Source organism: Cryobacterium tagatosivorans (assembly GCF_004402215.1).
Classification (GTDB): domain Bacteria; phylum Actinomycetota; class Actinomycetes; order Actinomycetales; family Microbacteriaceae; genus Cryobacterium; species Cryobacterium tagatosivorans.
Genome location: NZ_SOEZ01000037.1, coordinates 24,869 through 36,543, shown reverse-complemented (window position 1 = coordinate 36,543; position 11,675 = coordinate 24,869). Strand labels below are relative to the sequence as shown.

The following is an 11,675-nucleotide window of genomic DNA, read 5'->3' as shown; positions in this document are numbered from 1 at the left end:
GCCGCCGTTGCGACGTCATCTACGCCATGCTCCGCGACGGCACGCTCTATCAAGCCGAGCACCCACTCGCCGCTTGACAAAAACATAGGGGCACCCCCCGGAAGGACGCCGCACACTCGTCGAACTGGTCAGCACGGGCGACTGGACGCAGGCCCGCGTCGCCGAACGCCTCCACGTCTCCCGCGCCACTATTTCCAAATGGGTGTGCCGCTACCCGGTGCACTGGGGTCGTTACATCGTCATCGGAGTCCGGTGCTGTGCGCCAGGGCGATGGCCTCGGTGCGGGAGCCAACATCGAGCTTCTTGAACAGGTTCCGCACATGGAACTTGACCGTATTCTCGCTGATGCCCAGTGTTGAAGCGATGGTGCGGTTGCGTTCTCCGGCGGCAAGGTGCTGGAGCACTTCGAGTTCCCGGGGAGCAAGGTTCCATCCGGCGACATCCCCGGCCGGCCGGGCAGGGGGATCCAGGGGGAGTGTTACGAAGACGTCTGCACCCCAGCCCGGCATGACGTCGATCTGCAGGTGTCCGGTGAGCGCCTGGACCCGGCGGTCCAGGCGGACGATGCTCGGTGCGTCGGCGGCGAGTGTACCGCGGCCGTTGTCTCGTACGTTGATGAGCAGGTTTTCGCCGTCGCAGTCCCACTGCGTCCGGACCCTACTGACGTCGGGTTGTTCCATAATGGCCAGCAGAAGTCCGCGGACGATGGCCCGTGCCGCGTGGGCAACTTCGCCGGGCAGGTCCCTTCCATTTAGCGGTGGTTCGATGAACTCGACCTCAATGCCGCTGAAGCGTGTGAGCGGTCGCAGGTCCTCCCGAAGGCGTTCGAAGGCTGTGGCGACGGGCTCTGTCACCAGGTCATTCGTGCGGTCGCTAAGGGTGCGGAGCGTTACCAAGGCCTTGGCGGTAAGGTCAGTGACGGTTGAGCGGGCTGCTGCATCGTCCAACAAGGATGAGTGCAGGGCTGCCAGGAGGGTCTCCAGGGTTGTGGAGTGCAGATCGGTCAGTTCCGCCGTCACGCGGATGCGTTCAGCCGAGGCCGCCCGCGATTCCAGCAGGTACGACGGCGGCGCATCGGCCACTTTCTCATGGATCCGCCGGGCTGCGATGCGCCACAGGTACGTCACCAAGTCCAGCCCGGCGTTGTGCCCTGGATCGTTCGGGTGAGGGTCCGTGAGGACGAGGAGTGCCTGGCTGGGTGCGTGTTTCAGGGCGAGTACGGGGCGGGGCCGGCCTGCGATCTCGGCTTCCCCGACCCAGGGTGTCTCATCCGAAAGGGCAGCGCGAAGCGTGTCGAGCTCGACGATGGAGACCCGGGAAATGATGTCTTCCTCGCCCGCCTTCTTCTGCGGCCGCCCTGTGCAGTCTTCGGTGAAGATGATCAGCGAGCTACTTCCCAGGTAGGGACGTGTGGCATTGCGTAGTCGCTCTGCTATCTGGGTCAAGGGGGCGTCGGCTAACTCTGTCACGGCCTGCAAAAGTGGCCACGGCAGGTCCGGAAGAGGCACGCTGATTTCCTGCAGGGGCTGGTCGGTGGGTGCGCTCATGTGCACAGTTTACCGGGTCAAAAACCCCCACCCCATCCTAAAGTGTAGGCAGAACCGTCAGAAAACAGTGTTACCCCTGCCTGTTTGTTTCGAGATCGTGGATATCAAGCAGAAAGCATCCGTTCGGCCGCTCCAGGCCGATGACCGAATCAAAGGGGATAAATCGTGAATCCGACAGCACATGCGGTGGGTACCTTGTCCGGCACGACAGGTTCAGTGTCTAATCCTGAGTCAGCAACATTGACCTGGACGTCCGAGGACCAGCGCGCCGTGGACACAATCCGGGTCTTGGCCGCGGACGCCGTCGAAAAGGTTGGCAACGGTCACCCCGGCACCGCCATGAGTCTTGCCCCGGCCGCCTATCTTCTCTTCCAGAAGCTCATGCGCCACGACCCGAAGAACACCGACTGGATAGGCCGGGACCGTTTCATCCTGTCCCCCGGGCACAGCTCGCTGACCCTGTACATCCAGTTGTTCCTGTCCGGCTGCGGCCTGGAGCTCGGCGACCTGGAAGCCTTGCGCACCTGGGGCTCGCTGACGCCCGGACACCCGGAATTCAAACACACTAAGGGTGTGGAAATCACCACTGGCCCCCTAGGCCAGGGTCTGGCCTCGTCGGTGGGCTTCGCTTACTCGCAGCGCCGGATGCGCGGGCTCATGGACCCCGCCGCCGGCCCCGGCACCAGCCCGTTCGACCACACCATCTGGGTCATTGCTTCCGACGGCGACATGCAGGAAGGCGTCACGGCCGAGGCTTCCTCCCTGGCCGGGCATCAGGAACTGGGCAACCTCGTCGTGGTCTATGACGAGAACCACATCTCCATCGAGGACGACACCGACATCGCCTTCACTGAAGACGTTCTCAAGCGCTACGAGTCCTATGGCTGGCACACCCAGCGCGTGGACTGGACCGAGACGGGCGAATACGTCGAAGACGTACAGGAGCTCTACTCCGCCCTGCTGGCTGCGAAGGCCGAGACTTCCAAGCCCTCGATCATCTCGCTGCGCACCATCATCGGCTACCCCTCGCCGAAGAAGCAGAACACGGGCGCCATCCACGGCTCCGCCCTGGGTACCGCCGAAGTGGCGGCGGTGAAGACCGAACTCGGATTCGACCCGGAGAAGAGCTTCGACGTCGACCCGGCAATCCTGGCCCACGCCCGCAAAGTCATTGACCGCGGAGCGGAAGCCCGTGCGGAATGGACCACCGACTTCAACGCCTGGAAGTCCGTCAACCCGAAAAACGCCGCCTTGCTCGAGCGCATGGAAAAGAACGAGCTTCCGGCCGGCTGGGAAACGAACCTTCCTGCCTTTGAACCCGGCAAAGACCTCTCCACCCGCGCAGCGTCCGGCAAGGTGCTCAACGGCATCGGCGGCGTGCTTCCCGAACTCTGGGGCGGCTCCTGCGACCTCGCCGGCTCCAACAACACGACCATCGAGGGATATGGGTCGTTTGTGCCAGCGTCCAAGCAGACCGACACGTGGTCCGGCGGCCCGCACGGCCGGGTACTGCACTTTGGTATCCGCGAACACGCGGCCGCATCCATCGTCAACGGCATTCACCTGGGCGGTCCAACCCGGGCCTTCTCGGGCACCTTCCTGATTTTCAGCGACTACCAGCGCCCAGCCATCCGCCTGAGCGCACTGATGGGCGTCCCGTCCATCTATGTGTGGTCGCACGACTCCATCGGCCTGGGTGAGGACGGCCCCACCCACCAGCCCGTGGAGCAGCTCGCTACCCTGCGCGCCATCCCGGGACTGGACGTGGTCCGCCCCGGCGATGCCAACGAGGTTACCGCTTCCTGGAAGAAGATCCTGGAAACCACGGACAACCCTGCCGGCATTGTGCTCACCCGTCAGAACATTCCCACCTATGCCCGGGGCACCGGCGTGGCCACCGCCGCTGAATTTGGTTCCGCCGACGGCGTGGCCAAGGGTGGGTACGTGCTGGCTGAAGCCGTCGCTACCGGCTACGTCGCCACCGCTCAGGTCATCTTGATCGCGACCGGTTCCGAGGTCCAGCTCGCCGTTGAAGCCCGCGAAGCACTGGCCGCCGAAGGCATCGCCGCCCGCGTGGTGTCCATGCCGTGCGTCGAGTGGTTCAACAAGCAGGACGCCGCTTACCGTGAGTCCGTGCTCCCTGTCGCCGTCAAGGCCCGCGTCTCCGTTGAGGCCGGCCTGGCTCTGGGCTGGAAGGAATTCGTCGGCGACGCCGGCCGTTCAATTAGCCTTGAGCACTTCGGCGCCTCGGCAGACTACCAGCGCCTGTTCCAGGAGTTCGGCATCACGGTAGAGGCAGTCGTCGCCGCAGCCAAGGACTCCCTCGTTGCTGCAGGCCACTAACCGTTCAACTGCACTGCGGCCGGCGCCGCTGGCCGCCCCATGGGCGTCCTGCGGAGCGGCCGAAAGCCGTCAACCGTCCACTACTTTTGAAGAAAGAAGCACGAGCCATGACCAACGCAACTCCCACCGCACAGCTTTCCGACGCCGGCGTGTCCATCTGGTTGGACGATCTCTCCCGCGAACGGCTCTCCAGCGGCAGCCTGCAGAAACTCATCGACGAAAAGAACGTCGTCGGCGTCACCACCAACCCGTCCATTTTCCAGGCCGCGATCACCTCCGGCACGGACTATGACGCAAAGATCGCCGAACTTGCGGCCCAGGGGGCCAGCCTCGATGAGACGATCTTCGAGATCACCACCGCCGATGTCGCCGACGCGTGCGACCTCTTTGCCCCGGTTGCCGCCGCCACCAAGGGCGTCGACGGCCGTGTCTCCATCGAGGTCGACCCCCGCCTCGCTTGGGATACCGAAGGCACGATCGCTGAGGCCAAGCAGCTCTACAAGAAGGTCGATAAGGATAACGTCCACATCAAGATCCCGGCAACGCTCGAAGGCCTCGCGGCCATCACGGCAACCCTGGCCGAAGGCATCAGCGTCAACGTCACCCTGATCTTCTCGCTGGAGCGCTACCGCGCAGTCATCAACGCCTTCCAAGCGGGCCTGAAACTGGCAAAGGAAAACGGTCATGACCTCTCCAGGATCCACTCGGTGGCATCGTTCTTTGTCTCCCGAGTGGACACCGAGATCGACAAGCGCCTCGACGCCATCGGCACCGACGAAGCCAGGGCACTCAAGGGCAAGGCAGGCGTTGCCAATGCCAGCCTCGCCTACCAGGTCTACGAAGAGCTCTTCTCCACCGAGCGCTGGGCAGTCCTGGCCGAAGCCGGCGCACTCCCCCAGCGCCCCCTGTGGGCCTCCACCGGCGTCAAAGACCCCGCCTACCCCGACACCCTCTACGTCACCGGACTGGCTGCTGCCGGCGTCGTGAACACCATGCCGGAAAAGACCCTCGACGCCACCTTCGACCACGGCGTTGTCACCGGTGACACCATCACCGGCACCTACGAGGAAGCAAACGGCGTGCTCAACGCCCTCGAAGGCCTCGGCATCTCCTACAACGAGGTCGTCGCCCTCCTGGAATCCCAAGGACTGGACAAGTTCGTCGCCAGCTGGAAGGAGCTCCTGGCCGACGTCGAAGGCGCCCTTGCCACCGCCCGGGAAAGCATCCTAACCCTCTGACCGCTACCGAAAGGCAGACACCATGTCCATTTCACCCTTGAAGTGCTGCATCAACCCCAGCATCCTCTCCGCCGACTTCGTCAACCTCGAAACCGAATTGGCCCGCATCGCCGACGCCGATGCCGTCCACGTGGACGTCATGGACAACCGCTTCGTACCGAACCTCACCATCGGCTTGCCGGTGGTGGAACGGATGCAAAAGGTCAGCCCAGTGCCGTTGGACGTCCACCTGATGATTGCCGATGTCGACCTCTGGGCGCCGTCCTATGCCGACGCCCGGGTGGACTCGGTGACCTTTCACGTCGAGGCGTCCGACGCCCCCATCAAACTCGCCCGCGAACTGCGGGCCAGGGGGACCAAGGCCGGCATGGCACTGCGCCCGGCCACCCCGGTGGAACCGTACCTGGACATGCTCCCGGAGCTGGACATGCTGCTGATCATGACGGTGGAGCCCGGTTTTGGTGGGCAGTCGTTCCTGGATATTGTGCTGCCCAAGATCCGCCGTGCCCGCGCGGCAGTCGAGGGTTCCGGGGTGGACGTGGCCATCCAAGTCGACGGCGGCATCACGGAGGAAACCATCACCCGGGCCGCGGAGGCTGGTGCCAACGTCTTTGTAGCCGGATCGGCCGTGTACGGCAGGCCTTCGCCTGCGGACGCCATCGAGTCACTGCGCGCCAAGGGCCAGCTTGCCTTCGCGACAACAACACTGCACCCCAACAACACTCCACCCCAAGCCTGAAGGACCACTCATGCGCGTTCACATCGCAACCGACCACGCCGGCATGGAGCTCAGCTCCCACCTCATCACCGCCCTAACCGCCAAGGGCTACGAGATGGTGGACCACGGCCCCACGGCTCACGACGCCGAGGACGACTACCCAGAATTCTGCATCAAGGCCGCGTCCGCCGTCGTGGCCGACCAGGCCGCGGGCGTGGACGCCCTCGGCATAGTGCTGGGCGGCTCGGGCAACGGCGAGCAGATCTCCGCGAACAAGGTCATAGGCGTGCGCGCGGCCCTGGCCTGGAACCTCGACACGGCAAGACTGGCCCGCGAACACAACGACGCCAACGTGGTGGCCGTGGGCGGTCGCCAGCACACCGTCGAGGAGGCCACCGACCCGATCGAGGCATTCCTGGCTGAGCCCTTCAGCAATGCCGAGCGCCACGAGCGCCGCATCGGCAAGATCGCCACGTACGAGGCCACGGGCGAGGTTGCCGAGTAACTTGACGCGTCACCGCGTGGTTCGGCGCGGGTTCGCCGAAGAGGAACCCGGCGGTCAACGTCACGTCCTCGCAGACGCTCAACGCAGCCCTTCAGGGCTTCGCCGATGCCGGATCCGACGGCATCATCCAGGTTCCACTGGCGGCGCCGCCTACTGGTCCGGCGCCGGAGTGAAGGACATGGGTCGTTGGGCTTCGCCGCGTTCGCCCGTGAAGTTGCCAAGAGTTACCCCATCAACGTGGCGCTGCAAACGGACCACTGCCCCAAGGACAAGCTGGACGACTTTGTGCTCCCGCTGCTGGCGGCGTCCGAGGCAGAGGTGAAGGCGGGCCGCGACCCGATCTTCAACTCCCACATGTGGGACGGCTCCGCCGAGACGCTCGAGGAGAACCTGCGCATGGGACGCCAGCTGCTGGCCCGCACCGCGGCCGCCCATATCATTCTTGAAGTTGAGATCGGCGCCGTCGGCGGCGAGGAGAACGGCGTGGAGAACGCCATCAAGGACAAGCTCTACTCCACGGTTGCCGACGGACTGGCCACGGTTGAGGCGCTGGGCTCCGTGAGAACGGCCGCTACATCACGGCCCTGACGTTTGGCAATGTGCACGGCGTGTACAAGCCGGGCAACGTCAAGCTGCGCCCGGAGATCCTCAAGGACGTCCAGGAGCAGGTCGGTGCCAAGCTGGGCAAGGCGACCCCGTTTGGCCGCCCTCGTGGTGGAAGCCGCGCAGCAGCTCGGCTCCGCCGGCAAGACGTTCAAGTAAAAGCCTGACGGATTCCGCAGGAACCTCCTCGATCCCGCGTCCTCGCTGCTATGGGCCGTGCAGGAAGCTCAGCCGAACAGGACCGCGGCTTCGTCGTAACGCTTCTGGGGAACAACCTTCAGCTGGGCCAGGGCCTCCTGGAAGCCCACGTGTTCGATGCCCGTTCCATTCAGCGCCACCATGGTGCCCCACAAGCCCCCCACCACCGAGTCGACGGCAGCCATGCCCAGGCGGGTGGCCAGGACCCGGTCGAGGGCCGACGGCACGCCGCCGCGCTGGATGTGACCCAGGATGGTGGCGCGGGTTTCGATGCCGGTCCGGGCTTCCAGCTCCGGGGCCAGCTGGTCCGCAATGCCGCCCAAGCGCGGACGGCCAAAGGTGTCCAGGCCGCGCTCGGAGTGCGGAGTTTCCATGTGCTCCGGAACAAACCCTTCGGCCACCACTACCAGCGGTGCGCGACCGCGGGTGTGGGCCTCCTTCACCCACTGGGTGATCCGGTCGATGCTGACCTTCTGCTCCGGGATGAGGATGGCGTGGGCACCGGCCGCCATGCCTGCGTGCAGCGCGATCCAGCCCACGTGCCGGCCCATTACTTCTGCGATCATGCACCGGTGGTGCGATTCTGCGGTCGTGCGCAGCCGGTCGATGGCTTCCGTGGCGATCTGCACGGCGGTGTCAAAACCGAAGCTGTAGTCCGTCGCCTCAAGGTCGTTGTCCACAGTCTTGGGAACACCCACGATTTTCAGCCCTGCGTCCGTGAGGCGCTTGGCCGCGGCGAGGGTTCCCTCACCACCGATCGCAATGATGGCGTCGATGCCCAGCCGCTCCATGTGGTCTCTGATGACATCAGGGCCGCCGCCGTTTTCAAAGGGATTGGTGCGCGAGGTGCCAAGAATGGTGCCGCCCTCCTTAGCGATCCCCCGGACCAAGGTCCGGGGGATGCCGATGATGTCACCCCCGACCACACCGCGCCAGCCGTCAAGGAACCCCACGAACTCGTGGCCGTGGATGGCAATGCCTTTAAGTACGGCGCCGCGGATGACCGCGTTCAATCCGGGGCAGTCGCCACCACTGGTGAGAATTCCAATTTTCATGTTTCGGCTCAAATCCTGGGAGAGGGCGGCGTATAGGCAGAGCATCACGCTGAGCTCACCTTGACCGGCGGATCGTGCTTGGCTGATCATGCCGACATGGTGGGGTGGAGGACGGATGCTAGGTCGACCCCACGGCGGCAAGCACCGACATGGCCTCCCGCACGACATCCGTCGCGGGGAAGAACGGCCGGTTCACGCCAGCCATCTCTTTCATGACGCGGACCACCTGGCAGCTGTAACCGAACTCGTTGTCGTACCAGACGTAGAGGATGAGGTTCTTGTCCGTGGAAACGGTGGCGAGGCCGTCCACGATGCCGGTACGACGGGAACCGACGAAGTCGGTGGAGACCACCTCGGGTGAGTCAATGTAGTCGATCTGCTCGCGCAGGTCCGAGTGTAGCGACATCTCACGAAGGTGGTTGTTCACCTCGTCCTTGGTAGTTCCGTTTTCGAGGCTGAGGTTCAGGATGGCCAGGGAAACGTCCGGGGTGGGGACACGGATGGCGCTGCCCGTGAGCTTGCCAAGCAGTTCGGGCAGCGCCTTGGCCACTGCCTTGGCGGCCCCGGTTTCGGTAATCACCATGTTCAGCGCGGCGGAGCGGCCGCGCCGGGCACCCTTGTGGAAGTTGTCGATCAAGTTCTGGTCATTGGTGAACGAGTGGACAGTTTCCACGTGGCCGTGGATCACGCCGAACCGGTCATTAATGGCCTTCAGCACCGGAGTGATGGCGTTCGTGGTGCAGGACGCCGCGGACACGATCTGGTCCGAATCCTTGATGGTGCCGTGGTTGATGCCGTGGACGATGTTCTTCAGCAAACCCTCGCCCGGAGCGGTCAGCAGTACCCGTGCAACACCCTTGCTCTGCAGGTGCTGGGACAGTCCTTCAGCGTCACGCCAGTGGCCGGTGTTGTCTACCACCAGGGCATTGGTGATGCCGTAGGCGGTGTAGTCGATGGTGGCAGGGTTGTCCGAGTAGATGACCTGCACCTGGACCCCGTTGGCCGTGATGGTGTTGGCCTCCTCGTTGATCCGGATTGTGCCCGCGAAGGAACCGTGAACCGAGTCACGGCGCAGCAGGCTGGCACGCTTGGAAAGGTCGTTGTCAGACCCGCGGCGGACCACAATGGCGCGCAGGCGCAGGCCATGGCCACCACCGGCCCCTTCAATGAGGAGGCGGGCCAGCAGCCGGCCGATCCGGCCGAAGCCGTAGAGCACGACGTCGGTGCTGGTACGGTCGTCGCCGCCGTGCTTGCCCACGATCCCGTCGAGTTCGACACGAAGGAATTCCTCCAAGGTGGCACCGTTGCCCTCCTCCTTGAATTTCTGGTTCAGGCGCGCGATGTCGATCGCGGCCGAGCCGAGCTGCAGCTGCGCCAAAGTGTTCAACAACGGGGAAGTCTCCTCCAGGAGCAGTTCGTCCTTGCTGATCCGGCGCGCAAAGCGGTGCGCCTTGAGGATGTTCATGGTGGACTTGTTGATCAAACTCCGGCCATGAATGCTGGTCACGACGTTGTTTTCGCGGTACAGCCGGCCAATCACCGGAATCATGGACTCGGCGAGGGCCTCCCGGCCCATCCACGTGTCAAGACAAGAATCTGAGGTTTGTCGCATCGGACTGCCTTTCCAAAATGGGCCTGGCCTCCATCCTCCTGTCATTTGCGGGTGGGGGAAACGCTGATTCGGGATGGTTTAAACCACCCGTTTGGGTGGGCAGGGACGGTTCAGCACCCCCAAGGGAATCATGTCCACTTGCCAATAGCGTTGCCACAACATATGGTCTTTCAGTACTCCAGCGAATGTAGTACTCGAGCGAATCGCGTTCGGTGGATGCACCGCGGGAGCACTCACTGCGCCGCCCGGCTCATGCATCGAGCTGGGCAGCAGTCTGCACCGGCGATGCCCGCCCGAAGCTGGTGTTTTGGCTATCGTGGTAGACCGTGCGATTTGATGAGTAGCCCTAAGGCAGTGCACCATTCCAGTTGACCAGCGAACCCAGCCGATATCCCGCGACTTGACCACGACCGAGGTCTACGGCGCGTGGGAACGATTCGTTGAGGGAGAGGACGATGTCTACGGCGTGCGGCCAGAAGTGGCGATCTCCTGGCAGCGATCCCGGGATCAGTACCACATCGACCCGTTTCTGTCCGAGGCACCTAATGCGGTCTCACAGGTCCCGCACTCCCTCGACCAGGATGTCGTCTTCGCGGAGCTGGGTTTTCGTGCTGCCGCCATGGCGAACGAGGTGGCCAACGCCGGAGGCGTTGTGACCGTCGCCGACGCCAGCGGCAGGATCCTGGCCGCCTGGGGCGACAAGAACACCCGTTCGATCGCCACCGAGGGCGGCCTCGCGCCATGGTTCTGCTGGTCCGAGGGCGCGGTGGGCACGAACAGCATGGGCACCGCGCTCGAAACCAAGCACGCGGTTCTGATCAGGCAATCGGAACACTGGTGCCAGGCCTTCCACGATTGGTCTTGCGGGGGCGTCGCGGTGCGGAACGTGGTGGGCGGGGAGCCGCTCGCCGTCCTGAACATCTCGTGTTGGCGCAGTGACCTGCCACTATCCGCGCAGAAATGGCTGGAAAACGCTGCCACCCACGCCCAGAACAGTTTGCGCAAGCGCGCCCACGACAGTGGCAGCGAGCTGCTCGCCGCCTTCTCCCACGCCGGGGGACGGCCGAACGAGCCACTCGTCGCCGTCGACACGGCAGGCGGGGTAGTGATCGCCGACGACGCGGCGAGCGTCATCCTCGGCGTACCCGGCAACACCCCCGCGGTCAACCCCGCGGTGCGCTGGACTCCGCAGCTCCCGTCATTCATCCACGCCGCCCGCTATGCCACCAAGCGCGCGAGCTCAGACCCGGGATGGACCGGCTCGACGCAGATCCTCATCCCTCTCGCTGACGAACCAGCATCGATCGGAATTCGCCCCGTCTTCCTTCACTGCAATTTGATCGGACACCTGATCTCCTTTGGTGGCTTCGCTGGCGAGCAGTTCCCGCTGGCAGAATCCGGCGGGGTCTTGCTGGGACAATCCCGTCGAATAGTTGCCCTCCGCGAGGAGAACCGCATGGTGCTGCTGGGGATGTCAGAGGTCACAGTGGCCGAATCGGACGGCAGCGACGTGTGGCTGCTCACGGATGAAGGCAGGCTACGGGCTGCCTTATCTGGCCTGGACAAACTCGACAACGAACTGGCCGACACCGGAAGTTTCCTGCGAGTACACCGTCAATATCTCGTCAACCTTAGCCGTATTCGGGAGGTCGAACGTCGAGAAAAGGGCGAACTGGTTCTGGTCATGGACAATGCCGAGAACACTAAGGTGCCGGTGTCCCGGCGGAACGTTAGCGCGGTACGTCGTGCGCTGAGCATCTGAGGTTTGGGGGTCGCGGTAGCACTCGCCTTCGGCGAGCAGGTGCCGGACGGCTGTGAGGATCGAGTGGCTCGTTGGCGACGATTCGCCGCGCTGA

At 64.2% G+C, this 11,675-nt stretch carries 9 protein-coding genes and 1 pseudogene; 7 read left to right on the top strand and 3 right to left on the bottom strand.

Annotated elements, in window-relative coordinates; all coding sequences use genetic code 11:
• Positions 1-124 precede the first annotated feature (124 nt).
• Entirely contained in the window at positions 125-307 is a 183-nt protein-coding gene (locus E3O23_RS18855; protein ID WP_134489542.1) for a helix-turn-helix domain-containing protein, read from the top strand.
• Here the strand turns inward: E3O23_RS18855 and E3O23_RS07090 are convergent.
• A complete protein-coding gene (locus tag E3O23_RS07090; RefSeq protein ID WP_174776607.1) occupies positions 240-1,547 on the bottom strand; it encodes a helix-turn-helix transcriptional regulator in 1,308 nt (435 codons plus the stop codon). The genes E3O23_RS18855 and E3O23_RS07090 overlap by 68 nt on opposite strands.
• A gap of 186 nt (positions 1,548-1,733) precedes the next feature.
• On the opposite strand from E3O23_RS07090, the gene tkt reads away from it, so the two are divergent.
• From tkt to E3O23_RS07065, 5 genes and pseudogenes are all read left to right on the top strand, one after another.
• On the top strand, positions 1,734-3,890 hold the full coding sequence (gene tkt / locus E3O23_RS07085; protein WP_420897645.1) for a transketolase: 2,157 nt from the start codon (positions 1,734-1,736) through the stop codon (positions 3,888-3,890).
• 107 nt (positions 3,891-3,997) lie between these two features.
• A complete protein-coding gene (tal, locus tag E3O23_RS07080; RefSeq protein WP_134475613.1) occupies positions 3,998-5,128 on the top strand; it encodes a transaldolase in 1,131 nt (376 codons plus the stop codon).
• 22 nt (positions 5,129-5,150) lie between these two features.
• Positions 5,151-5,867 (top strand): ribulose-phosphate 3-epimerase, encoded by a 717-nt coding sequence (gene rpe / locus E3O23_RS07075; RefSeq protein ID WP_134489522.1) that lies wholly within the window; start codon positions 5,151-5,153, stop codon positions 5,865-5,867.
• Between the two features lie 10 nt (positions 5,868-5,877).
• Entirely contained in the window at positions 5,878-6,351 is a 474-nt protein-coding gene (locus tag E3O23_RS07070; protein ID WP_134489520.1) for a ribose-5-phosphate isomerase, read from the top strand.
• Between the two features lie 47 nt (positions 6,352-6,398).
• A pseudogene (locus E3O23_RS07065) lies at positions 6,399-7,052 on the top strand (class II fructose-bisphosphate aldolase); the annotation flags it as partial.
• 129 nt (positions 7,053-7,181) lie between these two features.
• Here E3O23_RS07065 and E3O23_RS07060 read toward each other — a convergent pair.
• Together E3O23_RS07060 and E3O23_RS07055 are read right to left on the bottom strand one after the other, a co-directional pair.
• Positions 7,182-8,207 carry an ATP-dependent 6-phosphofructokinase gene (locus tag E3O23_RS07060; protein ID WP_134489536.1) on the bottom strand — a complete coding sequence of 342 codons (1,026 nt, stop codon included), beginning with the start codon at positions 8,205-8,207 and terminating at the stop codon, positions 7,182-7,184.
• 118 nt (positions 8,208-8,325) lie between these two features.
• A complete protein-coding gene (locus tag E3O23_RS07055; protein ID WP_134489534.1) occupies positions 8,326-9,819 on the bottom strand; it encodes a glyceraldehyde-3-phosphate dehydrogenase in 1,494 nt (497 codons plus the stop codon).
• A gap of 400 nt (positions 9,820-10,219) precedes the next feature.
• On the opposite strand from E3O23_RS07055, the gene E3O23_RS07050 reads away from it, so the two are divergent.
• Positions 10,220-11,581, top strand: a complete 1,362-nt coding sequence (locus tag E3O23_RS07050; protein ID WP_198415152.1) for a DNA-binding protein — start codon at positions 10,220-10,222, stop codon at positions 11,579-11,581.
• The last annotated feature ends 94 nt before the right edge of the window (positions 11,582-11,675 follow it).